The sequence below is a fragment of the Fodinicurvata fenggangensis DSM 21160 genome, assembly GCF_000686045.1.
Lineage (GTDB): Bacteria > Pseudomonadota > Alphaproteobacteria > Kiloniellales > DSM-21159 > Fodinicurvata > Fodinicurvata fenggangensis.
Genome location: NZ_JMLV01000005.1, coordinates 127585 through 152818, shown reverse-complemented (window position 1 = coordinate 152818; position 25234 = coordinate 127585). Strand labels below are relative to the sequence as shown.

At 61.0% G+C, this 25234-nt stretch carries 22 protein-coding genes and 1 pseudogene; 4 read left to right on the top strand and 19 right to left on the bottom strand.

Going from position 1 to position 25234, the window contains the following annotated elements; translation table 11 throughout:
• Positions 1–10: 10 nt before the first annotated feature.
• The 9 genes and pseudogenes from BP38_RS0109530 to BP38_RS22955 all read right to left on the bottom strand — a co-directional run bounded on the left by BP38_RS0109530 (position 11) and on the right by BP38_RS22955 (position 7443).
• A complete protein-coding gene (locus tag BP38_RS0109530; RefSeq protein ID WP_026987542.1) occupies positions 11–1585 on the bottom strand; it encodes an ABC transporter substrate-binding protein in 1575 nt (524 codons plus the stop codon).
• Between the two features lie 3 nt (positions 1586–1588).
• The gene (locus BP38_RS19950) at positions 1589–2782 is read right to left on the bottom strand and encodes an NAD(P)/FAD-dependent oxidoreductase (RefSeq protein ID WP_245602377.1); all 1194 of its coding nucleotides are present in this window, start codon (positions 2780–2782) and stop codon (positions 1589–1591) included.
• Entirely contained in the window at positions 2779–4200 is a 1422-nt protein-coding gene (locus BP38_RS19945) for an FAD/NAD(P)-dependent oxidoreductase (RefSeq protein WP_035724490.1), read from the bottom strand. The genes BP38_RS19950 and BP38_RS19945 overlap by 4 nt, the downstream gene beginning before the upstream one ends.
• Positions 4197–4490: a (2Fe-2S)-binding protein gene (locus BP38_RS0109515; RefSeq protein ID WP_035724487.1), complete on the bottom strand. Its 294-nt coding sequence runs from the start codon at positions 4488–4490 to the stop codon at positions 4197–4199. The genes BP38_RS19945 and BP38_RS0109515 overlap by 4 nt, the downstream gene beginning before the upstream one ends.
• On the bottom strand, positions 4490–5197 hold the full coding sequence (locus BP38_RS0109510) for an SDR family NAD(P)-dependent oxidoreductase (protein WP_026987540.1): 708 nt from the start codon (positions 5195–5197) through the stop codon (positions 4490–4492). Before BP38_RS0109510 ends, BP38_RS0109515 begins: the two co-directional genes overlap by 1 nt.
• Positions 5198–5373: 176 nt before the next feature.
• Complete coding sequence (locus BP38_RS23100) at positions 5374–5793, bottom strand: 3'-5' exonuclease (protein WP_245602376.1); 420 nt, start codon at positions 5791–5793, stop codon at positions 5374–5376.
• Positions 5794–5832: 39 nt separating this feature from the next.
• Positions 5833–6858 (bottom strand): UvrD-helicase domain-containing protein, encoded by a 1026-nt coding sequence (locus BP38_RS22960; RefSeq protein WP_496196050.1) that lies wholly within the window; start codon positions 6856–6858, stop codon positions 5833–5835.
• A gap of 72 nt (positions 6859–6930) precedes the next feature.
• Positions 6931–7119, bottom strand: a pseudogene (locus BP38_RS23425) (hypothetical protein); the annotation flags it as partial.
• A 24-nt stretch (positions 7120–7143) separates the two neighbouring features.
• On the bottom strand, positions 7144–7443 hold the full coding sequence (locus BP38_RS22955) for a hypothetical protein (RefSeq protein ID WP_211250285.1): 300 nt from the start codon (positions 7441–7443) through the stop codon (positions 7144–7146).
• Positions 7444–7747: 304 nt separating this feature from the next.
• Here BP38_RS22955 and BP38_RS0109500 point away from each other — a divergent pair, with 304 nt between their 5' ends.
• Entirely contained in the window at positions 7748–7936 is a 189-nt protein-coding gene (locus tag BP38_RS0109500) for a hypothetical protein (RefSeq protein WP_026987539.1), read from the top strand.
• Between the two features lie 72 nt (positions 7937–8008).
• Here the strand turns inward: BP38_RS0109500 and BP38_RS0109495 are convergent, their stop codons facing one another.
• The 6 genes from BP38_RS0109495 to metE form a co-directional block, all read right to left on the bottom strand.
• Positions 8009–8962 carry a DMT family transporter gene (locus BP38_RS0109495; RefSeq protein WP_051609178.1) on the bottom strand — a complete coding sequence of 318 codons (954 nt, stop codon included), beginning with the start codon at positions 8960–8962 and terminating at the stop codon, positions 8009–8011.
• Positions 8963–9169: 207 nt separating this feature from the next.
• Positions 9170–12841 carry a PAS domain S-box protein gene (locus tag BP38_RS21755; protein WP_051609177.1) on the bottom strand — a complete coding sequence of 1224 codons (3672 nt, stop codon included), beginning with the start codon at positions 12839–12841 and terminating at the stop codon, positions 9170–9172.
• A gap of 237 nt (positions 12842–13078) precedes the next feature.
• On the bottom strand, positions 13079–14167 hold the full coding sequence (locus tag BP38_RS19930) for a methyl-accepting chemotaxis protein (RefSeq protein ID WP_051609176.1): 1089 nt from the start codon (positions 14165–14167) through the stop codon (positions 13079–13081).
• Positions 14157–14570, bottom strand: a complete 414-nt coding sequence (locus tag BP38_RS21750) for a response regulator (protein WP_051609175.1) — start codon at positions 14568–14570, stop codon at positions 14157–14159. Before BP38_RS21750 ends, BP38_RS19930 begins: the two co-directional genes overlap by 11 nt.
• Positions 14545–14904 carry a hypothetical protein gene (locus BP38_RS22835; protein ID WP_026987537.1) on the bottom strand — a complete coding sequence of 120 codons (360 nt, stop codon included), beginning with the start codon at positions 14902–14904 and terminating at the stop codon, positions 14545–14547. The genes BP38_RS21750 and BP38_RS22835 overlap by 26 nt, the downstream gene beginning before the upstream one ends.
• A 161-nt stretch (positions 14905–15065) precedes the next feature.
• Positions 15066–17360 (bottom strand): 5-methyltetrahydropteroyltriglutamate--homocysteine S-methyltransferase, encoded by a 2295-nt coding sequence (gene metE / locus BP38_RS0109470; RefSeq protein WP_026987536.1) that lies wholly within the window; start codon positions 17358–17360, stop codon positions 15066–15068.
• Positions 17361–17461: 101 nt separating this feature from the next.
• Here metE and BP38_RS0109465 point away from each other — a divergent pair, with 101 nt between their 5' ends.
• Positions 17462–18358, top strand: coding sequence for a LysR family transcriptional regulator (locus BP38_RS0109465; protein ID WP_035724482.1), 897 nt, complete (start codon positions 17462–17464; stop codon positions 18356–18358).
• Positions 18359–18369: 11 nt separating this feature from the next.
• On the opposite strand, the gene BP38_RS0109460 is transcribed toward BP38_RS0109465, so the two are convergent.
• Positions 18370–19404 (bottom strand): adenosine deaminase, encoded by a 1035-nt coding sequence (locus BP38_RS0109460; protein ID WP_026987534.1) that lies wholly within the window; start codon positions 19402–19404, stop codon positions 18370–18372.
• 168 nt (positions 19405–19572) lie between these two features.
• Here BP38_RS0109460 and BP38_RS0109455 point away from each other — a divergent pair, with 168 nt between their 5' ends.
• Positions 19573–20076 (top strand): hypothetical protein, encoded by a 504-nt coding sequence (locus tag BP38_RS0109455; RefSeq protein WP_026987533.1) that lies wholly within the window; start codon positions 19573–19575, stop codon positions 20074–20076.
• A 31-nt stretch (positions 20077–20107) separates the two neighbouring features.
• A complete protein-coding gene (locus BP38_RS0109450) occupies positions 20108–21091 on the top strand; it encodes an NAD-dependent epimerase/dehydratase family protein (protein ID WP_026987532.1) in 984 nt (327 codons plus the stop codon).
• Positions 21092–21094: 3 nt separating this feature from the next.
• Here BP38_RS0109450 and BP38_RS0109445 read toward each other — a convergent pair whose 3' ends face one another.
• The 3 genes from BP38_RS0109445 to BP38_RS19920 are packed head-to-tail and all read right to left on the bottom strand — an operon-like array spanning position 21095 to position 25198.
• Positions 21095–22528, bottom strand: coding sequence for an FGGY family carbohydrate kinase (locus BP38_RS0109445; protein WP_026987531.1), 1434 nt, complete (start codon positions 22526–22528; stop codon positions 21095–21097).
• A complete protein-coding gene (locus tag BP38_RS0109440) occupies positions 22525–23781 on the bottom strand; it encodes an NAD(P)/FAD-dependent oxidoreductase (protein ID WP_155992327.1) in 1257 nt (418 codons plus the stop codon). Before BP38_RS0109440 ends, BP38_RS0109445 begins: the two co-directional genes overlap by 4 nt.
• On the bottom strand, positions 23774–25198 hold the full coding sequence (locus tag BP38_RS19920) for an NAD(P)/FAD-dependent oxidoreductase (protein ID WP_035724479.1): 1425 nt from the start codon (positions 25196–25198) through the stop codon (positions 23774–23776). The genes BP38_RS0109440 and BP38_RS19920 overlap by 8 nt, the downstream gene beginning before the upstream one ends.
• Positions 25199–25234: the final 36 nt, after the last annotated feature.

Sequence of the window (25234 nt, the reverse complement as noted above, 5' to 3'; positions counted from 1 at the left end):
TACCTAGAGCTTAGTTGACCTGACTGTTTTCAGTCAGGGCCGGACCAAGACTGAGGGACCCCTCAAGATCTTCGTATCCAAGATCCACGCGGTCGTTGATGACCCACATCTGCAAGGCTTCGTAGACAGGAACCGAGCAGACTTCATCCGCAATCAGTTCCTGTGCTTCCTGCCAGAGCTCAATCTGTCGATCTGGATCAGTTTCAACCCGAGCTTGTTCGATCTGTTCGTCAGCAACGTCACAATGGGAGAAGTTGGTAACAGCCCCTTCACGCCCGACAATGCTGTCCGAGTGATAGAACTGTGTCAGGTAGACATCGGCAATCGGAAAGCGGGCAGCAGCGTAGAGGACGACCTGACTGCGATCGTCACGAATCTGACTGTGGAAGGTTGCGTGCTCGACAATATCGAGTTCCAGATTGATCCCGGCTTCGGCCAGCTGTCCCTGAATGACTTCCATGGCTTCCTGCATCGTACCCAGGGAGGTCTGGATAGCCGTCAACTCAATTCCATCCGGATGTCCGGCTTCCTTAAGCAGCTCTCGCGCAAGCTCGGGGTCGTAGCTGTACTTGTCATCCAGATTGATGTGCCCGAGATACCCCTGCGGCACTGGCGAAACACCCGGTCGCACGACCTCTTCACCGCGGAATTCGACCATCAGGTCGCGCGGAATGGCATGCATGACGGCTTGCCGCACTTTGGGGTCATCCAGAGGCGGTTCGGTCATATTGAGGTGAATCGTGTAGAGTTCTGCCGGCTCCATGGCGACCACAGTGGTCTCCGGCAACTCGTTCATCCTGTTGTACCACTTCTGATCGGAACTGCCGTAAGCCATATCCAGTTCGCCGGACTCATAGGCCAGATCCCGCGAAGAAGTCTCAGGAATGAAGCGGTAGTCAATACGATCGATCTTGGGCTTGCCACGGAAATAGTCCGGGTTTGCAACCAATGTGACCGATTCCTGTTCGGCGTAGTCCGAGAACATGAAAGGGCCGGTGCCAATCGGGTTCAGTGCGAAGTCTTCCCCCATTTCCTCTGCGGCATCCTTGCAAACCATATTGCCGGCATGGACATTGATAAGCATGCCCAGAAGGCTGGGAACGGGCTCATTCAGATCAATCTGAAGCGTGTAGTCATCGACAGCTTCCACACTTTCGAAAGCATCGAGGTCGGATGCAAAGGCAGATATATCCGGATCCTGGGCACGACGAAGAGAATAAACCGCGTCCTCAGCGGTGAACTCGCCGTACTCGCCATGACACTGGACGCCTTCACGCAGATTAAAGGTCCATGTCAGTCCGTCCTCGGAACTTTCCCAGCTCTCAGCCAGGTCAGGTTCGATGAACTCCGGATTGGCCTTTCCCGGCTGAATGCGAACAAGGCCGTTGAACATCCAGCCAAAAAGCGCTTTCTCCGGCGTGCCGGTAGAGACATGTGGGTCGAGACGGCCTGCGTCGGAAGTTGCCATACCGATCCGCAGGACCTTCTCGTCATCCTGTGCATTGGCCGACAGACTGGTGCCGACACCAGCCGCCAGTATGGCCGCAAGGGATGCGGCCTTCATGTATCTGGAAGAAAGTTTCATTCTTCACTCTCCCTGTTCTGAAGGATTAAGTTGATTTGAGGTTGTCCTCACGCCTGCCCCGTCCTGGGTGAAACGCGTGATGGATAGCTCCTCGATGGATGTATCCGTACGTCCATCGAGAATCAGGTCGCCGAGTACGGCGCCTATGGCGGGTCCTAGCTGGAACCCGTGACCGGAAAAACCGAAGGCATGAAAAAGACCGGCTGTCGTGCTGCTGGGACCGACGACCGGGATCTTGTCCGGCATCAGGCCGTCTATGCCGCTCCAACTGCGGATGATCCTGGCCTCCGCCAGGAAGGGCATGGCATGGATCAGGTTCCGTGTTGCCAACTGGCTGGATGAAGTCCTGGGACGTGTGCGATTCTTCTCGAAATCGGTAATGGCGCGCGTCCCACCGCCAAAAATCACATTCCCTCGGGGTATCTGGCGCGCATAGATATCACCACCACACATCCCGAAGCTGCACTTGACGCGATAGGGCAACGGCTCCGTCACGAGCATATTCGGGGATAGCGGCGCCTCCGCGACACTCTCGCCGAAGCTGGCCGCAACCTCGTACCCCCAGGCTCCGGCTGTATTGACCAGGACGTCCGCAAAGGCCGTCCGGCCATCGCCGAGCTCGATACGGAAGTTGGTTCCCTCCCGCTCGGCAGCGGCCACATCGACCCCTTCACGGACGTCTGCCCCGGCTCGTTCTGCGGCACGCGCAAAATGGGGGGCCACCAATCTGGGATTGGCCTGCCCGTCCTGGGGCATGATGGAAGCGCCGGCAAGCGATGATCCAAGGTAGTCAAAGCGATCCCGAAGCTGGTTTCCGGTCACCAGGTCAACCTCGAGACCAAAGTCCCTTGCAACGCGCGCCCAGGCTTCAAGCTCACCCATGTCATCCTGCGTACGGGCCAGCTTCACATGGCCGCTCGCGTCGAACTCACAGTCGTGACCAATCAAGTCGGGAAGTTCATCCCAGATTGTACGTGCCCTGATGGACAGTGGTATCTCCGCACGATGCCGCCCATGCTGGCGCACGCCACCATAGTTCACACCCGAAGCCTGGCTGCCGCATTGGTGCCTTTCGAACAGAACTACGGACAGTCCCGCACGCGCCAGGAACAGCGCTGTCGAGCAGCCTGCCGTGCCACCGCCAATGACGGCGACATCGTATCCTGACTGCAAGGGCGTACGATCCAGGTCCATCATTCCCGTGTTCCCTCTGGATCCGGCACATAGGCATCGGCCATTGCAGCCATCGGAACGGGTTTGATCGGAGGCTGAGTTCTTTGCCAACCTATGGCTTGCGGCCCCTGCTCCTTCGCACGCTCAACAATTGCCTGAACATTCAAGGCACACATTCGCCCCTGGCAACGCCCCATCCCCGCACGCGAGAAGGCCTTGGCGCGATTGACATCTTCGGCACCGGGCCTGACCAGTACGTGGCGTATCTCGCCTGCAGCAATCGCTTCGCATCGGCAAACAAGCGTGTCGTCCGCCAATTCATCGAGCAGATGCATCGGCACAGGGTACATACGGTCGAGCGCAGCACGTGCGCGCCACTGCTTCTTGAGGGATTTCTCAAGCACCTGTCGCCGACTGGCATCTACGGAGTGACCAAGGTCCTGCAAGAGGGCAAATCCTGCCAACTCCCCTCTCACTTCGGCCGCATCGGCACCGCAAACCCCAGCACCGTCTCCGGCCAGATACAAACCGTCGACCGACGCACGAACATGGTCCGTCAGATCGGGAACCCATTGCTGCTGGATGTCGGACCAACTGAGTTGCGCACCGGCCAATTCGGCAAGTTGCCATTCAGAGCGCACACCAAATCCCATGGCGGCCGCGATACAGGACAGCCGATGGCTACGACCTCCAGATTCGAACGAGACAGCAGTAAGACCACAGTCGGACTCACCCTCAAATCGTATGGCATGAGCCCCACGGTAGATGGGTACGCCCATACGTCGCAGGGAAAGCATGAACCCGACGCCACGTACAGCTGCGGACGGAAGATGAGCCAGTCCGGATGCATGGCGAAGCTGGTTGGACCAGGATGCCGTCTCCACCACTGCCTTCACATCGGCCCCGGCTTTTGCATATTGCAGGGACACCAGATAAAGCAGGGGGCCTGTTCCCACGAAAACCACCTCCTGACCGATCAGGCTGTGGTGGGCCTTGAGCGATATTTGCGCCCCGCCCAGGCTGTACACTCCCGGCAGGGTCCAACCCGGCAGTGGCAGCGTGCGATCGGTAGCCCCGGTCGCCAGGATCAGGTGGCTGGCCTGTAAACGTCCGGCTACATCAGCGGACTCATCATAGTAGTCGACTGAATCCCCGATCACGTTCCAGACCAGGGTCCGCGGGCGGTAGTCAATATTCGGACGTATCCTCTCAAAGGTCTCGTGCAATGCGCACGCCTTCTCCGCTTCACTGCCATAAAGGTCCTCAGGTTCGCGTCCGTCCGGCACAGGCGGCTGGCGATAAATCTGCCCACCCGCTTTGAACCCTTCATCCAGAACCACGGGCCTGAGGCCTGCCTTCACAAGGGTTTCAGCTGCACGCACTCCGGCTGGCCCTGCTCCGACGATGACAGGTTGCCATGCCTTTCCCCGCTCGCTGGTCAAAGCTTCAGCTCCGGCAAGGAAACATGGGTTCCCTCTTCAAGCAGGGTTGTACAGGCCCGAACCTTGCTCCCGTCACTCAACTCAACCCAACAATCCTGACAGGCCCCCATGAAGCAGAAACCTGCACGAAGACCATCCCCGAATTCCGACTGCCGCACCGCCTTGTGATTCGTCAGGATGGCCGTCAAAAGGCTGTCACCCTCCCGACCCGCTACTTTCCGCCCATTGATCAGGAATTCCACGGTCTTGCCAGGCAGTGGGTTTTGGAGATGATGCAAGCGCCCCGGCATCAATAGATATCCTCGCACCGGCAATTGACGATCAATTCGGCGACATTCGCCTGGTTGGGAAGTTGCAGCACCGTCCCCACCAGTTCGGCAAGGTCGTGTGGAGAGGTCATCTCCTCCTGCGCAACCTTGGTGACCGTGGCGGTCAGGTCGGTGCTCACGAAGCTGGGGCAGATCACGCTCGCACGAACGCCGTCCTCCCAACCGGCCTTCCGCAGCGCATGCGTCATGGCGACGACTGAATGCTTGGACATTGCATAGGCGACGTTGTCGTTCTTGACCCGTTTCCCTGAGAGGGAAGAGATGTTGATGATGCGCCCTGCATCGACTTGGCGAAGGTACGGCAGGCACAAGCGCGCCAGGCGAAGCGGCGCCTTGACGTTTATCTCGAGGGTGCGATCGAGATTGGTCTCGTCATCGTCCTCGACAGTAAAGGGCAGCACGACGCCAGCGTTATTGACCAGAGCATCGATACGCCCCCAGCGATGCAGGGTTTCCTGGACCCATGCCGCGTCTGCGCCTGCGTCTTCGGCATCATAGCGCGCATGGAGGACGCCGCTGCCAGCTTCTAGCGTATTGCCAAGAGTCTCGGGTTGCCGGGCGCCAAGACTGACCCGCCATCCGTCCTCTACAAGCTTGCGTGCAATGGAAGCGCCGATTCCCCGGGATGCCCCGGACACCAACGCAACGGACCCACTTCGATCCAGCATCTGCCCTCGCCTCTCTTTTTGTTATTAGGCGGAGGGTGCGAAGTTGTTTCGGCAGAGTCAGCGAAATCATTCAATCAAATCACATTATGATCATTAAATTCTATACGATTCATATTGTGATGTGATTCCTCATTCAAACAACATGTGCCCCTGAACGCTGGTACGCTCCCTGCGAATCACGCAATCGTTTTCGGCAGGAATTGCGACGGTTCGCCCGGCGCTATGACGGTCAGACGGTGCATGGCGCGTGTGCAGGCAACGTACAACAGGTTGCGTTCCAGGTCGGTGTGATAGGTGTCGGCCGAGGCATCCGTGACGATGACACGATCGAACTCCAGGCCTTTGGCCAGGTGCGCCGTGCAGACCATGATACCGGCGGAATAGCCCTCGCTGTTCGCATCCAGCAGGCGTGTTTCGACGCCGGTCTCCGTCAATTGCCGATGCAGCCGGTTGGCCTGTTTCTGCGTCTTGGCAATGATGGCCAGGCTGTTGTGATCGGACACACGGAAAGCCTCGATCTCATCGACAATCCTGGCCTTCGCATCGCTTGGGCGCTTGCAGGGAATGACCTGCGGTGCCTCTCCGTGCCGCTCCAAGGGCTCCAACTCCTCGTTTGGCGAGACACACAGGGCGAACTACATGATCTCCCAACTGGAGCGATAGCTCTTGGTCAGCTTTACGGGCGCCGGGGCCCGCAGGACGCGCTGGATATCCTCAGGACTCGAAGCGCTGTAGGGATTCACCGACTGGCTGGCGTCACCCAGGATGGTCTTGCGACAGGAGAACAGCTTACCGAGGACGGCGTATTGTACGGTTGTATAGTCCTGCATCTCGTCGACCAGCAGGTGCTTCACCTCCTTGCGGGGATTGTCCACCCCCTCCAGCCGCATCTTCAGGTAGATCAGCGGGAAGACATCCGCATACTCCAGCATGCCGCCCGCAGGCTTGAAGAGGTCCGGCCGCTCCATCCAGGCGAACATCTGCTTGTAGGCCTCGCGCAGGGTGATCTTGCGCGCCATGCCCCGGACAGCCTCGCGCAGCGACTGCCGCTCGTGGGTCAAAAGCTCGTAATTGTAATAGAGCCCGATGTTGTGCTCGGCCGCCTTGACCACCTCCGCAACACGCTCGGTAAAGGGCAGGCCGCGATGCTTGCGCCAGGTCTCCTCGAAGAACCAGTCCGGCACCAGCTTGCGGCCCACACGCCACATCTCGGCCAGGAACGAGTTTGCTTCCAGGTGATCCGCATAGGCATCGATCTGCTTCAGGAAGTCGGTGGTGGCCTTGGCCGCGATCCTTTCCTTCATGGCCGTATCGTTCTTGTCCAGAAGCTGCGCTGTCTGTTCGGCAAAGCTCTGGAAACGGTACTTGTGCCCCAGCAGCTCGCCCGCCAGCGTTTCCATGCCGATCTCGCCCACCTGTTCCTCCCCCAGCTCGGGCAGGACGTTACCGATATAGTCCGCGAACACGCGGTTGGGCGATATGATCAGGATGTCGTCGGAACTCAGCGTGTCCTTGAAGCGATAGAGCAGGAAGGCAATGCGGTGCAGAGCGATGGAGGTCTTGCCCGAGCCGGCCACCCCCTGGATGATCAGCGTCTGGGCCTCAGCATCGCGGATGATGGCGTTCTGGTCGCGCTGGATGGTCGCAACAATGTTTTTCATGCCCTCGTCGGACGAGCGGCTCAGTTCCTCCTGCAGGACCTCGTCCACAATGTTGACTTCGGTTTCCAGAAGGAATTCCAGCTTGCCTTGCCGAATTCGGAACTGGCGCTTGCGCGTTAGCTGCCCGGCAATCTCCCCGGACGGCGCCTGATAGCGGGCCGGGCCGACTTCATAGTCATAGAACAGCGAGGAAATGGGCGCGCGCCAGTCATGCACCAGCGTCCTGTCGGTCTTCTCGTCACGGAAGTCGTGCACACCGACATAGACAGCTTCTCCGGAAGTTCCCTAAGCGTCATCGCGTGCAAAGTCGAAGCGCCCGAAATAGGGCGACTTCTTCAGTTTCTTCAACTTCTGCTGCTGTTCCTGAAGCACCTCGCCCGACCGCATCTTCTGGTCGATGGTCTCCCGCACCGCGATCTTCTCGATATGGTCCATGTCACGCCGGGCTTCCCAGAGATAATCCTTGTTGGTCTGGATTTCCTGGGCATAGGCATTCAGGCGCGTGCCAATGCTTTGCAGGTTGTTGTCTATGCTCTGCAGGCAGGCATCCAGCCGTGCCTTTTCCTCTTGTTCGATTGCACTCATTGACCGCTTGCTTGCTCTCTTTCGATGACTCACCTGCCCCAAGGCCTGCCGGCAAGAGGGACAATCTCCCTCCCGAACATTTCTGGCGCTACGGGCTACAACACTTCGAAGATGATTTTTACATGGGAAGCGTCACTTGTTCCTTCTGGTCGGCCGCAACGCCCCTTGACCGGTCATGCGGGCGAGAGGAAATCGTCTTGCCGCCCCCGATCCGGTTCAGGCGGTGCGTGCGATCCCTGTCGCAAGCGCGACCTCTAACAAGCCAGGAGGCCCGATTGAAGCCAAAAGAAGGAAGGAGCCAGCCATGCCCGATGACTCCGTGAAAATCGGCCAAGTTTACATCTCTGTCAAACCGCCTCGTCGAGAATGGTATGTTGTCGAAGAACGGGAAAACACCTTTGTCCTGCAGCGCGCCGACAAGCCCACGGTGCGCCGTTTCCAGCAGGCTGCCGAACTGCGCGACCCCCAGCGCTATAGCCTGCAAAAGCGCTGAGGCATCAAGCGACCGACCTTCCCTTTCGTGATCCGGCACCCCTCATTCGTACCAGATGCGGGACGCCCCTCCTTAACGCGCTTTACTCTGTGCGGTCACCTGCCGTCCCAGGCGTTGTTCGCGATAGAAGACATACAGGCCCGAGGCCAGGATGATCGCCGTGCCCAACCAGGTCAGCGCGTCCGGGAAGTCATTGAAGATCAGATAACCCAGTACCGTCGCACTGATGATCTCGAGGTACTGGAAGGGTGCCAGGATGCTGGCTTCCGTACGCCGGAAAGCGGCGACGATCAGCATGTGTCCGATCACGGAAATGCCGCCCAGGCTCAGCAGGGGCAGCCAGAGCGACAGTCTGAGCGGCCGCCAGTCAAGCAGTGCACCGCCGACGCCCGCCAGATCCATCACCAGGACGCCCAGACCCAGGAACAGGGCGGCAAAGGCGCCGCTGTAGAACTGAAGCTGAAGGCCGCCCGTGCGCGCACTCATGGAGCGGATCACGGTCCACATGGCCGCGTAGCTGAGCGCCGAGAGCAGGGGAAAGACCGCCACGATCCCGAAAGCCATCCAGTTCGGCCGGATCACGATCAAGGCGCCCGCCAGCCCAACGGCAACTGCGGTATAACGCCGAATGCCGACTTGCTCCCCCAGGAACAGGGCGGAAAAGACGGTCAGGATCAAGGGCTGCACGAAGAAGATCGCGATGGCGTTGGCCAGCGGCATGTGCACCAATGCCCCGAACAGCAGGCCGACCGCCGCCCCCATGAGAGCCCCGGCAATGGCCAGGCCCGGCAAGGCATGCCAGGCCAGGCGAAAGGCGCGCCCACGCGTCAGGACCAGCAGGATCCCGGCCAACAGCAGGCTCTGGACGAAGAACCGCAGGAAAGCGATCTGAAAAGGCGACAGTTCAGGCGAGAGCGACTTCGCGATGGCATCGATCCCCGGCACCAGCAGCATGGCCATGGCCATCATCGCCATGCCGCGGCCCGGATCGTTCGTCCGTGCCGATTCTTTTGAGGACAAGGTCATGCGCCGTTGACCACCTTTCCCTGGGCAAAGACATCCCTTCACGCCCTACAGGCGAAGTGGACTGCAATTTCCGTTGTTTATCTTGATTGCGAATGCTCGGGCAAATACCAGATTATCGCCCGAGGATTTGAAGGCTGGAGTCTAGCCCTGCCACCCGGTGGCAAACAACCACATCCAGCAAGAATCCAGAGCACGACAGATCCAATCTCACCCTTGCCCGGCCTGCCCTGAACCACAGTCTTCCAGCGCCTCGCAAAGCTTGCGAGCCAGATCGGCCCGCTTGTAGGGCTTGGCCAGAAGGTGAACCGTCTTGTCCTGGTTATCGCGCCTTGCAAGTTCCTCGCTGTAGCCGGAGGTAAAGAGGACTGGCAGATCGGGACAAAGGCGCTGCGCCGCCTCAGCCAATTCCCGTCCATCCATGCCGTCCGGCATCACGATGTCAGTGAACAGAAGGTCAACACACTGCTGCCGTTGCAAGGCCTCGAGGGCGGCTGGTCCATTTTCGCAGGCCACAACCTGATACCCCAGCATGGAAAGCTGATCAGAGACGTGGCTGCGAACCAACGCGTCATCCTCCACCAACAGGATCTTGCCCGTTCCCTGGCTGCCGGCCTTCTCCTCCACCTTGTCCTCGATTGCACCTTCATCCGCACCGGCACGTGGCAGGTAGAGCGTGACCCTTGTCCCCATACCTGGAGCCGAGTCGATATGAGCATGGCCCTTCGATTGCCGTGCGAAGCCATAAACCATGCTCAGGCCCAGACCACTGCCCTTGCCTACATCCTTGGTGGTGAAGAAGGGCTCCACGGCCTGCTCCAGCGTGCTTTGATCCATGCCAAGCCCGTTGTCGGTAATGGACAGGGCCACATAGTCGCCGGGCTCCAAATCCTCTGCCCACGGGGGAGCCTCTTCCCGCAGATCGATCCCGGACGTTTCAAGAACGATTCGGCCGCCCTCGGGCATGGCGTCCCTGGCATTTAGGCAGATGTTCAAAATGGCGTTTTCCAGTTCCACCGGATCCACCATGGCGGGATAGAGGTCGTCAGACAGAGCCAGTTCGATCTCGATGGTCTCGCCAAGCGTCCGGCGCAGCAGCGTCTCGAATTCTGTCACCAGCGGATTGATGTCCGTCGCCCCCGGCTTCAAGGGTTGCTGACGCGAAAAGGCCAGCAGGTGACTGGTCAACTCGGCCCCGCGATCAGCAGCGCGGGCTGTCATATCGACCAGACTTTTCAGGTTTGCGTCCTCTCCCAGACGCTCCGACAGCAATTCGATATTGCCCAGGATAACCGTCAGGAGATTGTTGAAGTCATGGGCGACGCCTCCAGTCAATTGACCCACGGCATCCAGCCGTTGCGCCTGCCGCAGCTGTGCTTCCAGATGCCGGCGCTCCGTCAGGTCCTGCAGGCTTCCAACCATGCGCGCGGGCTTGCCCTGCTCGTCCGGAATGATGACGCCCTTGTCCAAAACCTCGGCATAGCTTCCGTCGGCGCGCATGAATCGATACTCGCATTGCCAGAGCGATTGCTCCTGCGCCAATACGGAGTTCAATGCAGTCACTACGCGCTCCCGATCTTCGGGATGCAGATGGCTGTCCCAGAAGGAAGCCTCTGTCATGCCAGTCTCCAGTTCATAGCCGAAGACTGAGGAGAGACCATCGTTCCACCAGATTCGGTCCATGTTGAGGTTCCAGTCCCAGATCACGTCGTTTGTCGCCTGGGCGACGGTCAGGAACCGCTGCTCTGCCTCCTTGCGGGCCGTTATGTCCATCAGGCTGACCAGTACGCGACCGGAGGAGGCATCCAATTCAGGCAGGGCCATGCCAAGCAGAACGTGAATCGTGCGACCATCCATCGTCCGCATCTGCATTTCAGTCTGGTAGGTGCGCTTGCCTTCAGCCAGGGCGACAAGAACCTCCGCAAGCCGCACCTTGCTGTCCGGTGTATCGAGGATTTGCGGCAAGGATTGCAGAAGTTGGTGCTTGCCCTCTGCCTTGAAGATCTCCAGCGAGGCCTGATTTACATCCAGCGTGCGAATGAGTTGCAGAGCCTCGTCAACGATCTCTGGCTGCTCTTCCATATAGACCTTGAGATCACCGCTTTCACGCGCCCGCAACTCCGCGGCAATTGGCAGGATGGCGCTCCAATCCTCTTCCCAGATGGAAACCGGAACCAGGTTGAAGAGCGAACGATAGCGCGCCTCGCTTTGCTCCATGCGCTTGTGCTGGCGGGTCCGTTCGATCGCCACGCGCACATATTGGCTGATTCGCCGGATGAGTTCCATTTGGCGGCGATCAGGGGCGCGGACTTCGCCGTAGTAGACGGCGAAGGTTGCCATGGTTTTCCCCTTGGCATCCAGGATCGGGACCGACCAGCAGGCGCGCAGACCACAGGAATCGGCAAGCTCGCGATAGTCCCGCCAAAGCGGATCGCTGCGGATATCACTGACGATCACCGGCTCTCCACGCCAGGCGGCTGTCCCGCAGGAACCTGCATTATCGCCAATCGGTTGGCCGTCCAGGGTCCTGTTGTAATCTTCCGGCAAGCCGGGCGCCGCGCCATGGAGCAGGCGGCCATTCTCCACCAGGAGTACCGAGGAGTGCACCCCTGGCAGCAGACTGTCCACACTCTCGGTAATGCCTTCCAGGACTTCGGACAGAGGCGATGCCGAACTGACCCGGTCCAGAGTCTGCGCCTCCAGGACCCTCAGATTCTCCTCGAGGCGTTCGGTCGTCACGTCGCGGAAGCCCACGACACCTCCGGTGATCTCACCTTCCGCATCGACAATCGGAGCTGCCATATAGGACGCAGGAAAGGAACTGCCGTCCTTCCGGAAGAAGACATCATCCTCGACCTGGCGAACCTGTCCATCCTGAAGGGTATGAAAGATGGGGCAGTCCTCGATGGGGTAAGGCGTGCCATCGGCATGATGATGGTGAAAGTGATCGTGGGCGTGCTGCCCCATCAGCTCACCCTCCTGATAGCCGAACATTCTGGCAGCGGAAGGGTTCTCGAAGATCACCCTGCCTTCGGCATCCACACCGTGAACACCAAAGGGAATCGCCTTCAGCAGGGCCTCGTGCTGTTTTTCGGTCTGCTTCTGGTCATGGATATCCACAGTCGTTCCATGCCAGCGGACAATACGGCCCTCGGCATCGCGCTGGGGCCTGGCGGCCACAAGGTGCCAGCGATAGTTTTGGGAGGCAGCGTGATAGATGCGAAACTCGACCTTGTAGTCGGTTTCTTCCTCCCGCGCTCTGACCCAGACTTGCAAGGTTCGCTCCCGGTCATCGGGATGAAGCATCTCCAGCCATTCACCCGCCGCGGCATCGATTTCCTCGACACCACAGAAATCGTTCAGATAGCGGCTGATGTAGTCCACCACACCATCGGGACGGGCCGACCAGACCATGTGCGGCAAGGCTTCGGCCAGCTCCAGTTGCAGGGGATGCAGCTCCTTCACGCCTTCCTTCTGCTGTTGCCCCTCCAGCAGTTGCCCAGCCAGTTCCCCATAGTGTTGAAGGTCCCTGCCCTCTTCCGGTAACAAGCTTCGCCGTTCGCGGTCGGCCACCCAAAGAAGTCCAACAGGCACACCCTTGTCGGCAATAACGGGAACGGCCGCAAGGAATCGAAGGTCGGAACAGATCTGCCTCACAGGAAACGGCGGCGCAGCATTTGAAGCCTGCAGGTCCTCCACCACCGTCAATCCATCGAGGGCTGCCTGGGCCCAGGCAGCACTATCGAAGGCGCCCGGCGCGAAGCCCCTGGATGCTTCAAGCCGCATGCCCCCCGCGTCCTTCAGCAGGAGCGCCCCGACAGGCGTCGCAAGATGGCGGGTCGCAAGCTGCAGGACCTGGCTACAGCAGGATTCCCTTGGCATGTTCGCCTCACTCCGGCCAAAAAAGGTCCCTGTTCAGCAGGTGGCCATGCTGCGAGCTGAAGAAAACCGGCCCTGCATGGCCTGCGGCATCACACGCATCCTGCCTGTGTCATCCAGTCCTGATTAGCTTATTCATTGAACGTATGCCACAACTTTCGCGCTAAGCAGCACTGTGCCGGCAAAACCATGAAAGGGAGTATGGCCAGGGCATCGGCCAAGGGGGTGCATGGCGACCTGTCAGGCCCTCCTGGAGTCAGCATGCTCCTCTGCTGCATGGGCAACCTGGTTCGCCTGGTGCTCCTGGATCATCCGGCGAAGGCGCTGCATGACTTCCAGGTTACTGTGCTCCATGGATTTCAGGGCGGACAGAGCCGCTTCAAGATCGCCGGCCTGATAGTGTCGCACGGCGGCACGCGCCTGCTCATGGACAAGGCGATGCGGGGCTTCCAGATCGCCGAAATCTCTCAGATTTCCGAAAAGTGCCTGCCCATGCCCCTCGAAGTACCATTGACCCAGCCGACACTCGCTGTCGCTGGGAAAGTCCTCCGCCGTCGCCTGGGACTGTCCCATGAAGACGCGGTAGACCTCCAGCTTCAGTTCCAATTCTTCCAGGTTTGCCAGTTCGATCTCGCTCAGGAGTGCGGCCGTGGACAGCGCCGCACCACTTTCCCGAGAAATCGACAACAGCCGCTGAGTCCGCTCCAGCAGATGATCGGCAGACCCCTCCAGCCCTTCCGTGGAGTCTGCATTGCTGCGCATCCTGCTGTCGGCCCGGCCGGCCTGTTCCTGGATTGCGCGAACCAGGCGTTCGATGTCCAGGGTTGCCTCGCCGGAACGCCCGGCCAGGCTGCGCACCTCCTTCGCCACGACGGCAAAGCCGCGACCCGACTCTCCTGCGCGCGCGGCTTCGATACTCGCATTGAAGGCCAGTAGTTTCGTTTGGCGGGAAACCTCCTCGATCAGGGAAAGGATCGAGCCGACTTCTCCTGCATGCCCGTTCAGGGCGGTGATCTGTTCCGAAGCCACCTGGATCTCGCCGGTGACCTGGGAAATGGACTGAACCATGCGTTCCAGCCCGGCATAGCTTTCCCCGGATTCCCGATAGCTGTCGCGATTGGCACGGCTGTTCTGGATCAGAAGTTCCGAAAGACCGGCAAAGGATTGCCGCAAGGCACTCAGAGATTCGCCGAAACGGGACAGGCTGGTAAAGACGGCGCGATCAATATCCCTTTGCCGCTCCAATTCGGCAATGCGCGCCAACAGGGCTTCACGAGAGGTACTGTGGTCGGCATCATACGCAGCATCCTGCTGCAGCTCAGGCGGCATCTCCGACCTCCTCCCTGGGCACCCGGAAGGTGCTTCCGGAAACCAGTATCTCTGTCAGTTCCTGCAACAAGGCCTCAGCCGTGAAGGGCTTTTCCAGCACGCGTTCCGCGCCGCTGCGCAGGGCCAGTTTTCCGATATCTAGGCCACAGAGCGCACAGCCGCTGGACATGGCGATTACGCGTGTTGACCACTCCAGGCCCAGGATTTCGCGAATCACTTCAATGCCATCACGGTCCGGCATCAGGATGGACGTGATCACGGTCTGGACACTGTTGCTGTGGTAAACTGCCAGAGCCTCCTCTCCACTTCCGGCCTGAAGCACTACGTAGCCCGCACCCTCCAGGGCTACGGCCAGCTCTTGCCGGAAGGTCTTCTCGTTATCGGCCAGCAGCAGTGTTGCCATCATGAATCTCCTGGCCTGTTCCTGCTTGCGGCTCTGCTCCCGAGGATTTCGCAGCAAGCACACCACTTTCCAGTGATGTCGTTTCGTCGTTCGTGTAGTCACTGGCCTCATCATCCGTCAGATGCCGAACCCAATAGAGGCGCTCGTCCTCCAGGCCGCTGCGGAAGCAATGGGTTTCGTTCCCCAGGCCGTGAGGAGCCCTGGGTCGATCCAGCTTGGCGGCCTGTACACGCGCCATGGAGGCTGTCGGTGCCCGCACGACGACATGGTCCCAGATCGTACGCCCCTGCCAACGCGAATCTTCTGGCCAGGTAACCGGATAGATCATCCACATCGGTCTTCTCCTTCTCCTCGGTATGACCCGCCGAGGTACAACTCGATTAATTATGTATATAATATACTTCTTTCTTGCGAGGCACTCTCACGTTCTGCGACAGAGAATCGCAGGCGCGGCAAGCTGCCCCTCGCGGTTCTTTGGCGAGGGGCAGCAAACGATCAAGCCGCGTGGGTACGGACTTCGCGCGCCGCTTCGACCATGTTGGCCAAGGCCGGTCGCACCTCGTCCCAACTGCGGGTCTTCAGGCCGCAATCCGGATTGACCCAGATCTGGCGTGCATCGAGCCGCTCTGAAGCCTTCCTGAGCAGGTCCGTCATCTCCTGAACCTCGGGACAGCGCGGCGCGTGTATGTCATAGACACCGGGCCCGATTTCATTGGGATAGCGAAAGCTCGTGAAGGCTTCCAGCAGCTCCATCTTCGAGCGTGCCGTCTCGATGGAGATCACGTCGGCATCCATGGCCGCAATGGCATCCATGATGTCGTTGAACTCCGAGTAGCACATATGGGTGTGGATCTGCGTCTCATCCGACACGCCCGAGGCGGCAAGCCGGAAGCATTCCACGGCCCAGTCCAGATACGCGCGCCAAGCGGCACGACGGAGCGGGAGACCTTCGCGGACGGCCGGTTCGTCGATCTGGATCGCTCGGATGCCAGCCTGTTCCAGGTCGGCAACTTCGTCCCGCAGGGCCAGGGCAATCTGGCGACAGGTCTCTGCACGTGACTGGTCATCGCGCACAAAGGACCACTGCAGCAAGGTCACCGGACCCGTCAGCATTCCCTTTACAGGCCGGTCGGTCAGAGATTGGGCATAGGCTGTCATCTCGACGGTCATCGGCTGAGGACGGGAAACATCGCCGTAAAGGACCGGCGGCCGCACATAGCGTGTGCCGAAGCTCTGCACCCAGCCGTGACGGGTGAAGGCAAAGCCCGAAAGCTGCTCGCCGAAGTATTGCACCATGTCGTTGCGCTCGAACTCGCCGTGCACCAGCATGTCCAGGCCGATCTCCTCCTGACGGCGCACGGCCGCTTCCATTTCCCGGCGCAGGAAGGCCTGGTAATCGTCGTGGCTCAGGTGTCCCTTGGCATGGGCGGCACGGGCCTTCCGGATATCCGAGGTCTGGGGAAAGGAGCCGATGGTGGTTGTCGGGAAGGCCGGCAGGTTCAGACTCCGCTGCTGGCGTTCACGACGTATCGAGTGCTCGCTGCTGCGCCGCGCCATATCGCGTGTCACGCTTTGAAGCCGGGTTTCCACCGCTGCATCATGGATCTTCGATGAGCTGCGGCGTGCCTTCACCGCTTGCGCCGAAGCCTCCAGAGAGTCAGCGACCGCATCGCGGCCTTCGTTCAGGGCACGGCCGAGAATGGTAACCTCTTCCACCTTCTGCACGGCAAATGCTAGCCAGGACCTGAGATCCGGATCCAACTCCTCTTCCATGTCCAGATCGATGGGAACGTGCAGCAGGGAGCAGGAGGGTGCAATCACCAGCCTGTCCGTGTCACGCGCCTTCACCGCTGGTGCGATGCGATCCAGGATGGTCTCGAGGTCACTTCGCCAGACATTGCGCCCATCGACCACACCCAATGACAGCGTTAGCTCGCTGGGTGCGGCCGCAAGCACCTCGTCCAGCTGCTCCGCTGCACGCACCAGATCCAAATGCAGGCCCGAAACGGGCAGGTCTAGAACCGTTTCCAGGCTTTCGCCCAGACCGCCGAAATAGCTGGTCAGCATGATATCCAGGCCGCCTGAAGCCTCGGCAAGGGCTCCATAGGCCTGCTTCAGGGCATCCTGCGCCTCAGGGCCAAGATCCAGGGCCAGGCAGGGTTCATCGAGCTGGACCCACTGTGCCCCGGCACTGGCCAGGCGCTGCAGGACCTCGGCATAGACCGGCAGCAGACTCGGCAGCAGTGCCAACGGATCGAACTCCGCACCCACAGTCTTTCCAAGCAGCAGATAACTGACCGGTCCCAACAGGACCGGGCGTGTCCGGATGCCCAGGGCCTGTGCCTCGAGGAATTCATCCACTGGCTTGGTGGACGCCAGCGCAAAGGACTGATCTTGCGTGAATTCGGGCACCAGGTAGTGATAGTTGGTGTCGAACCACTTGGTCATTTCCAGGGCTGGCAGGTCGCCTCCGGCACGTCCACGGGTACCGCGCGCCATGGCAAAATAGGTCTCCAGGGAGACAGGGCCCCCATTCCAGCCATAGATATCGGGGATCGCGCCGACCATGACACTGGTGTCCAGGACCTGGTCATAAAGCGAGAAATCGTTGGAGGGAATGATATCCAGCCCGCTCTGCTTCTGGAGTTGCCAGTTGTGCGCACGCAGGCCCTTGGCCTCCTCGATCAACTGCGCTTCCGTCAGGTCTCCACTCCAATAGCTCTCGGTCGCTTTCTTCAATTCACGACCGCTGCCAATACGCGGAAAACCAAGATTTGCTGTGTAAACCATCTCTGGCTCCTTTCATTTTGATCTTGAAAGGAAGATAGCCCCGACAATGCATGACAAAAAATGTATTGTTCTCATGAAACAGTGAACGTATGTCATGTTTCATGATTGACCTGCAGCACCTGGCCATTATCCGCGAAGTCCACCGCAGCGGCCGCCTCACGACCGCGGCCGAACGCTTGTGCCTCAGCCAGTCCGCCGTAAGTCACGCCATGCGCCGCTTCGAGCAGCGTTTTGGTGTGACCGTCTGGCAGAGGGAGGGGCGCAGCATCCGGCTGACCCGCGCGGGCAGTTACCTGCTGGCCTTGGCCGAGCGCATCCTGCCCCAGATCGAGCATGCCGAAATAGCGCTTGAGGACTTTTCATCGGGTCGGGGCGGCGTCCTTCGCATCGGCATGGAATGCCACCCCTGCCATCAGTGGCTCATGCGCGTGGTCAATCCCTATCTGAAGGACTGGCCTGCCGTGGACCTGGATGTCACCAGTGCCTTCCGATTCGGCGGGCTCGGGGCATTGCTGGGACACGAAATCGACCTGCTGATCACGCCGGATCCCATCGAACGGCCGGGCCTGACCTACCTGCCCGTCTTCGACTACGAAATGGTCCTGGCCGTCGCGCCCGGGCATCCGCTGTCCGACAAGGACGTGGCGGCGCCATCGGATCTGAATGGCGAGACATTGATCACCTATCCCGTCACCCCCGAGCGGCTGGATATCTTCACGCGTTTCCTGGTGCCAGCCGGCTGCCTGCCAAGACGCCATCGAACCGTGGAAACCACGGAACTGATGCTGCAGATGGTGGCGACAGGACGTGGTGTCAGCGCGATACCGGACTGGCTGATCCGCGAGATGCCCTGGGGAGAGGGTCTGCACACCCTGCGTCTTGGCCCAGAGGGCATCGACAAGAGCATTCATATCGGATTGCGGGACGAGGACCTGGAGACCCGTTATATACAGGGCTTTGTCGATATAGCCCGCAGGACCACCAACGCGCCGCGCTGAGCCCCAGCCCTCTATGCGACTGCAGCCGCGGCGTAGTCTTCCAGCTGTCGCTGCAGGCTTTTCTTGCGCTCGGGCGAGACAAAGCTGGCCTCGATCCCGTTGCGCGCCAGGGTCAGGATATCCTCGCGGCCAAGATCCAGCGCCTCGCTCACGGCCAGGTAATTCTCGCTGACATAGCCATCGAAGTACGAGGGGTCGTCCGAGTTCATGGTCGCCTTCAGGCCCTGGTCCAGCATGATCTTCAGGGGATGCTGCCTCAGGTCATCCACAACGCAGAGCTTGTAGTTGCTCAAAGGACAGACAGTCAGCGCCATCCCGCTGGCGGCCAGGCGTTCGACCAGCGCGTCGTCCTCCAGGGCACGGTTGCCATGATCGAGCCGGTCCACCTGCAACAGGTCCAACGCCTCGCGCACATACTCCGGCGGGCCTTCCTCGCCGGCATGGGCCACAGCCACGCGGAAACCCTGCTTCCGGGCCTCGGCAAACACCCGCTGGAACTTCGAGGGGGGATTGCCTTGCTCGCCGCTGTCGAGCCCGATTCCCAGGATCCGGTCCTTGTAGGGCAGGCTTTCGCGCAGCGTGGCAAAGGCGGCCTCCTCGTCCAGGTGACGCAGGAAACACATGATCAGCTGCGAGGTGATGCCCCAGCGTTCTTCGGCCGCGTCCATGGCTCGCGTGATTCCCTTGATCACGGTCTCGAACGGCACATCCCGGTCGGTATGGGCCTGCGGGTCGAAGAAGATCTCGGCATGGGCCACGTTCTGCTCCGCAGCCCGTTCCAGATAAGCCAGCGTCAGGTCATGGAAATCCGCTTCGGTCTTCAGGACCGACATGCCGGCGTAGTAAAGATCCAGGAAATCCTGCAGATTCTCGAAGCGCGCCCCGCGCCGGAACGCCGCTTCGATTTCCTCGACACTGCCATAGGAAAGCTCAACGCCGTTGCGCTGCGCCAGGTCGAACATCATCTGTGGCTCCAGGCTGCCTTCGATATGAAGATGCAGCTCGACCTTGGGCATTGCCTTGATGAATTCCTGCAGACTGCTCATGACCTTCCCACCCTGCTGTCGCAAAAGAGGGCAAGATAGAACAGCGCCACGAAGCCGCTCAACCGCAAACCCGCCTGCTTTCGCTCGAGAAAGCCCCTTGCACAGCCGCGCGCAGCGCGGCAAGACTGCACCGGACGACGGAAACCAGAAGTACGGAAGGACCTCCGCGTGAACGATACGGAAAGCCCCGAAAAGAAACCCGTTACCGAGATCGTCGGGCGTTTCGCCAAGCGCAAGAATTTTGCCCGGGCTGTTGAAACACTGCAGGAGGCCGGATTCGAACATGCGGATCTATCGGTACTGGATTCCCATCAGTCCATAGATTCGGCTCTCGAGGACGAAGAGACCCCCTGGCATGAACGCCTCTCCAGCCTGGTCGGCGAGACGAAGTATGTAGGCCCCTTGACCGCGGCCGGATTCATCGCCGTTGCCACGGGTCCTCTGGGCGCGGCCATCGCCACGGCCGTCGGCGCTGGCGTGGCCGGCATGGCCGCCAAGGAATTCCTGGAACAGGTGGAGGCCACGCCGCGCACCGAGGAGTTCGCCCGGGCCCTGGAACAGGGCGCGGTGCTGCTGTGGGTCTATGCCGAAACCAATGAACGACAGAAAACAGCCAGAGAGATTCTGACAGCCAACGGTGCCGAAGACGTGCACCTGCACACCCGCAGCTGACAAGCGTACAAGCAAGGAAAGGGCGCAGGGAATGACCGTCATCCTTACGGGATGTGCCGGTTTCATCGGCAACGCCGTAGCACTGGATCTGGTGGGCCGGGGCTATCAGGTTCTGGGCATCGACAACCTGAACGACTACTACACGCCGCAACTGAAGCGTGACCGCCTGGCCCGTCTGGACGGCTATCCCGGCTTCACCTTCCTGGAGGCCGATGTCTCGGACCGAACGGCCATGCTGGACCTGCTCGACAGCCACGCCGACACCCGCTGGCTCGTGCACCTGGCCGCACAGGCCGGTGTCCGTTATTCGCTGGAAAACCCCTACGCCTATGCCCAGTCCAACCTGATGGGCCAGGTGGTGATGCAGGAACTGGCCCGTCATCTGCCGAAACTGGAACATTTCGTCTTCGCCAGCTCCTCGTCGGTCTATGGCCTTGATGCCACGCTGCCCTTTTCCGAGGACCAGGCGGCCGACCGTCCGGTTTCGCTCTATGCAGCGACCAAGCGTTCGGATGAACTGATGGCGCACAGCTATGCCCATCTCTATCGCATACCCAGCACGGGCCTGCGCTTCTTCACGGTCTATGGCCCCTGGGGCCGGCCCGACATGGCGCCCTGGCTGTTCACCGATGCCGTGCTGCGCGGCCAGCCGATCAAGCTGTTCAACAACGGTCAGGCCCGGCGGGATTTCACCTACATCGACGACATCGTGGCCGGCGTGACAGCTGCGATGACGCGCCCACCGGCCGATGGTGGCGCCAAGGCGCCGCCCTATGCCCTCTACAACCTGGGCAACAATCAGCCGACAGAGTTGATGGATTTCATCTCCGAGATCGAACGCATCACGGGCGGGAAAGCCCAGTTGGATCCCCAGCCGGCCCAACCCGGCGACATGGAAGCCACCTTCGCCGACATCACGGCTGCGCGACGCGACCTCGGTTTTGCGCCCCGAACGAACCTGTCCAAGGGCCTGGAACGGCTTACGGCCTGGTTCCGGGAGTACTACGGGCTGTAACCGTCATGCCCCAGCCCGTCCGGGCCAGGCCTGGCTGAAGGCCACGGCCTGCCGGAAGCGCTCCATCAGATAAGCGCGCGGCGCTGTGGGTCCAATCACACTTCCGACCGATTGATAGCTGACGGGCTGGCCGGCCGCTTCGGCCGCCAGTTGAAGGGTCCCCAGTGCTGTCAGTTCCGTGCTGGCGGCCTGCACGATATCGCGCTCCAGAAGGTCGGCCAGGAACTGCCTGAAGCAGGGATTCTTGGCCATCCCTCCGTCAATGGACAGCGCATCCGAAATGGCCAGACGCGCCTGCATGGCGCCCAGCACCTCGCCCGCACGGCAGGCCACGCCTTCCAGGACGGCTCTGGCCATGTCCAGCCCACTGGTTTCCAGGGAAAGGCCGGCCCAGAGACCGCGTGCACCGCGATCCCAGTGCGGACAGGCCAGGCCGGCAAGCGCCGGCACGAAAACCACCCCGCTCTCCAGGACCGGAGGCCCCTCGAAGGCATTCAACTCCTCGACAGTTCGGAAAAGGCCCAGATCGCGGGCCCAGTTGACGGCCGCACTGGCACAGTAGATTCCGCCATCCAGCGCATAGACCGGAGCTTCGCCCGCCTTCTGCCAGGCAACAGTGGGCAGCAGACCCTCCTCGGGCGCCCGGAAGATCTCCGAACCGGTCACCATAAGCGCGAAGGCCCCGGTGCCAAAAGTTACCTTGGCATGTCCAGCCTGTCGGCATCCATGCCCATAGAGTGCGGCCTGCTGGTCGACGATGCTGGCGGTTACCGGCACTGCCCCCTGTTCGGTCTCGATGACACCGAAATCCCCGGTCGTGGGGACGATCCGGGGCAGGCAGTCCATGGGGACACCAAAAAGCCGGCAGAGTTCTTCATCCCATGTCCCCGTTGTCAGGTTCATCAGCGAAGTCCGCGAGGCCGTCGTGATGTCGGTGACGAACCTGCCGGTCAGGCGGTCCAGGAAAAAGGCGTCCGTGGTGCCCAGGCGCAGGCGGCCTTGCTGATGGAGGCTGCGCGCTTCGGGGATGTTCTCCAGGATCCAGGCCAGTTTCGAGGCCGAGAAATAGGAATCCAGCGGCAGGCCCGCGCGCTCCAGTGTGACGCTTTCCGCACCCTCCGCCTCCAGCCAGTCGATCCGCTCCTGGGTGCGATTATCCTGCCAGACGATGACCGGGGAAACGGCCTTCTTGCTTTCGGAATCCCAGGCCAGGCAGCTTTCGCCCTGGTTGTCGATGCCGATGGCCGAACAGGCGCCGGCCGCTTCGATGCAATGACGCAGGGAAGCGATTAATTCCTCCGGATCGTGCTCTACCCAGCCGGCCCGCGGATAGAACTGCCGGTGTTCGCGGGCGGCCAGAATCCTTGGCTGGCCGCCATCGTCCATGACAACAGCCCGTGTGCTCGTGGTGCCCTGGTCGAGTGCGAGAACGCTCACAGTCCCTCCTCCTCTTCGAAGACGACCTCCACGGGATGATCCGGCGCGGCATTCTTCAGGACATCCAGTGGCAGGAGGATCCGTCGCTCAGGCAAGGCCGAGAGGCGCCGCCCCCACAGGATGCGGCCGGCCGAACGTATTAACAGGCTGCCGCGCGCAGGCCGGGCCACGCGAAGCTGGATGCTCTCGAGCGCCGCCTCCTCGAGCGGCAGGGTCACCCTCTGCGGTACCAGATAGCGAATGGCATCGCCCTGGATCTGAAGTTCCAATGTCACTTCCCGGGCACGCGGAGCCTCCAGGTCACGGGCTAAGCTCTGGGCCACGCGCAGGCCTTCCTTCCAGCTCCAGCCCGCCGTTTCGACGGGGCGCAGCAGGTTCCCGGCAACAAAGACATTCGGATCCGAACTGCGCCCGTCCTGGTCCACGCGCGGCCCTCCTGTGCCGAGGTCCAGTTCCAGATGCCCCATGCGTGCCAGGGTGGCTTCTGGCGTGAAGCGGCCGGTCATGAGAACGCCGTCGCAGGCCAGCTCCCATCGCCGTCCCTTCCTGTCGCGCAGCTGCACGGCCTCCACCTGCTCGCGGCCAATGATCCTTTCGATCTCGCATCCCAGATGTACGGGTACGCCCAGCAGTTTCGGCAAGCCTTGAGCAAAGCTGCGCGCCGTCACGCGCTCATTGGGCTCGATCATGGCCTGGGGGGCTATGCCGGCATGACGACAGGTCATCAGGGCTGAAAAGGACACCAGTTCGCTGCCCAGGATGACCGGTCGCGCGAAGGGCTTCATCTTCTCCAGGTAGACCAGGGACTGCAGGGCCCCTGTTGGCAGGACACCTTGCGGACGCTGGCCGCCGATCAGCCGTGCGGCCCGGCTGGTTTCCCGAACTCCGGTACAGAGCAGGATCCGCCTGGCCTGCAGTTCTCCCGTCCCTTCTGGAGTGATAAGCGACAGGATTCCACCCGGCTGTATGTCCGTTACGGTAACGCCGGTCTGTATCTCTGCCCCCGCCTGTTCGGCACGCGCGACCAGGCGCCCGGCATAGTCGGGGCCTCGCAGGACCTTGTGAAACTCACGCATACCGAAGGGATAATGACCGCAGTGACGCGGAATACCGCCGGCTGCCGGCTCGCGATCCAGGACCACAACACGCGGAACGCCATGCCGTTTCAGCTCCGTGGCCGCCGCCAAGCCAGCCGGGCCGCCACCGACAACAGCAACATCGCATGCGTCGGGCAGGTTTGGGGCCTCAGGCATCCTCATCCTCACCCTCTGCCGCGCGCACGGCCAAGGGGCTATCGAAGGCCCCTTCGGTGATCCGAGCCAGGGCGCCCGTGCAGTAGAATCCCTGGCAACGCCCCATGGTGACACGGGTTCGCCGCTTCAGGCCGGACAGGCTGCGCGGGGGCAAGGGCCCCTGCAGGACCCGTTCGATCTCGGCCCGGGTCACCAGTTCGCAATGGCAGACAATACCGCCGTTTCCAGCTTCCTCCCATGCGCGGGGGTCATACTCGGATAAACGAGATGGCACCTCAGGCACCCTTGGCTGTCGTGGGGCTGTAAAGCGAGGACCAAAGCCCTGATGCAGGCCAAGGACATGCCGTGCAATCCCTAATGCCGCGCTGAGCCCGGTCGAACGTATGCCGCCAACCGAGACATAATTGCGTTCCGGATACGCCTGGATGCGATAGTCCTTCTGTTCGCTGGCCGGACGCAGGCCGGCATAGGACGCCGTAACGGGAATCTCGGCCAGACCGGGCACGATCTCGGCCGCCTTGCCCTGCAGGCTCTTCAGCGTCGCGGCGTCCGTGGAGCTGTCGCAGCGGCTCTCCTGATCCTCGGCCGTAGGACCAACCAGCACGTTTCCAAAGACCGTTCGGCAAACCACGATTCCCTTGGTCTTCTCGGTCGGGACCGGCAAGATGATCGATGAAACCAGTTGCGCCGCTGCCTTGTCGAAAACCAGGAACTGTCCCTTGCGCGGCTTTATGGAGAAGCCCGTCTCGCCCAGCAGGCGCTGATCCAGTAGATCGCCAAAGAGCCCGGCACAGTTTATCACGCTGTGGGCGCGCAAGACCTCCGTGCTGGTCTCAAGCAGCCAGCTGCTGCCATCAAACTGACCACCGGTCACTTCGCAAGCACGCCGCACTTCAGCCCCGTTGGCGAGCGCCTGGAGAAGATAGGCGTGCGGGGTGCTCCAGGGGTCCATCAGGGCTTCGCGCGGCACCCGGAACCCCCCCTTCACCTTGCCGGACAGGCTGGGTTCGGCCGCGCGTATTTCTGCGGCTGAAAGCGGGACAATGTCATCCACGCCATTCGCACGCGCCTGGTCCATCAACTCCTCCAGGCGCGCCACCTCTTCCTCGCTCCAGGCCGCCACGATGGCACTGCACTGCAGCAGCGGCAGACCCAGGCTTTCGCGTATCTCGAGGAATTCGGCATGCCCCTCGGCAATGCAGCGCTGTTCCAGCGAACTTGGCGGTGCATCGAAGCCTGTGTGCAGGATGGCACTGTTGCCCTTGCTGGCCCCGTCAAGGATATCCACAGCCTTTTCCAGCAGGACCACACGCGCCCCCTCCAGGGTGAAGCGGCGTGCCATGGCGCAGCCCACAACACCGCCGCCCACAATGGCAACGTCATAGCGCTCGGGAAGGGACGCATCTGCCTGCGACAAGAATCGAAACCTTTCGCATGGACGGCACCCACTGCG

Excerpts from the sequence above, each read along its gene's own strand:
- BP38_RS0109530 (WP_026987542.1), bottom strand. The coding sequence starts at position 1,585 with ATGAAACTTTCTTCCAGATACATGAAGGCCGCATCCCTTGCGGCCATA.
- BP38_RS19950 (WP_245602377.1), bottom strand. The coding sequence starts at position 2,782 with ATGATGGACCTGGATCGTACGCCCTTGCAGTCAGGATACGATGTCGCC.
- BP38_RS0109515 (WP_035724487.1), bottom strand. The coding sequence starts at position 4,490 with ATGCCGGGGCGCTTGCATCATCTCCAAAACCCACTGCCTGGCAAGACC.
- BP38_RS0109510 (WP_026987540.1), bottom strand. The coding sequence starts at position 5,197 with ATGCTGGATCGAAGTGGGTCCGTTGCGTTGGTGTCCGGGGCATCCCGG.
- BP38_RS22960 (WP_496196050.1), bottom strand. The coding sequence starts at position 6,858 with ATGAAAAACATTGTTGCGACCATCCAGCGCGACCAGAACGCCATCATC.
- BP38_RS22955 (WP_211250285.1), bottom strand. The coding sequence starts at position 7,443 with ATGAGTGCAATCGAACAAGAGGAAAAGGCACGGCTGGATGCCTGCCTG.
- BP38_RS0109500 (WP_026987539.1), top strand. The coding sequence starts at position 7,748 with ATGCCCGATGACTCCGTGAAAATCGGCCAAGTTTACATCTCTGTCAAA.
- BP38_RS0109495 (WP_051609178.1), bottom strand. The coding sequence starts at position 8,962 with ATGACCTTGTCCTCAAAAGAATCGGCACGGACGAACGATCCGGGCCGC.
- BP38_RS21755 (WP_051609177.1), bottom strand. The coding sequence starts at position 12,841 with ATGCCAAGGGAATCCTGCTGTAGCCAGGTCCTGCAGCTTGCGACCCGC.
- BP38_RS19930 (WP_051609176.1), bottom strand. The coding sequence starts at position 14,167 with ATGCCGCCTGAGCTGCAGCAGGATGCTGCGTATGATGCCGACCACAGT.
- BP38_RS21750 (WP_051609175.1), bottom strand. The coding sequence starts at position 14,570 with ATGGCAACACTGCTGCTGGCCGATAACGAGAAGACCTTCCGGCAAGAG.
- BP38_RS22835 (WP_026987537.1), bottom strand. The coding sequence starts at position 14,904 with ATGTGGATGATCTATCCGGTTACCTGGCCAGAAGATTCGCGTTGGCAG.
- metE (WP_026987536.1), bottom strand. The coding sequence starts at position 17,360 with ATGGTTTACACAGCAAATCTTGGTTTTCCGCGTATTGGCAGCGGTCGT.
- BP38_RS0109465 (WP_035724482.1), top strand. The coding sequence starts at position 17,462 with ATGATTGACCTGCAGCACCTGGCCATTATCCGCGAAGTCCACCGCAGC.
- BP38_RS0109460 (WP_026987534.1), bottom strand. The coding sequence starts at position 19,404 with ATGAGCAGTCTGCAGGAATTCATCAAGGCAATGCCCAAGGTCGAGCTG.
- BP38_RS0109450 (WP_026987532.1), top strand. The coding sequence starts at position 20,108 with ATGACCGTCATCCTTACGGGATGTGCCGGTTTCATCGGCAACGCCGTA.
- BP38_RS0109440 (WP_155992327.1), bottom strand. The coding sequence starts at position 23,781 with ATGCCTGAGGCCCCAAACCTGCCCGACGCATGCGATGTTGCTGTTGTC.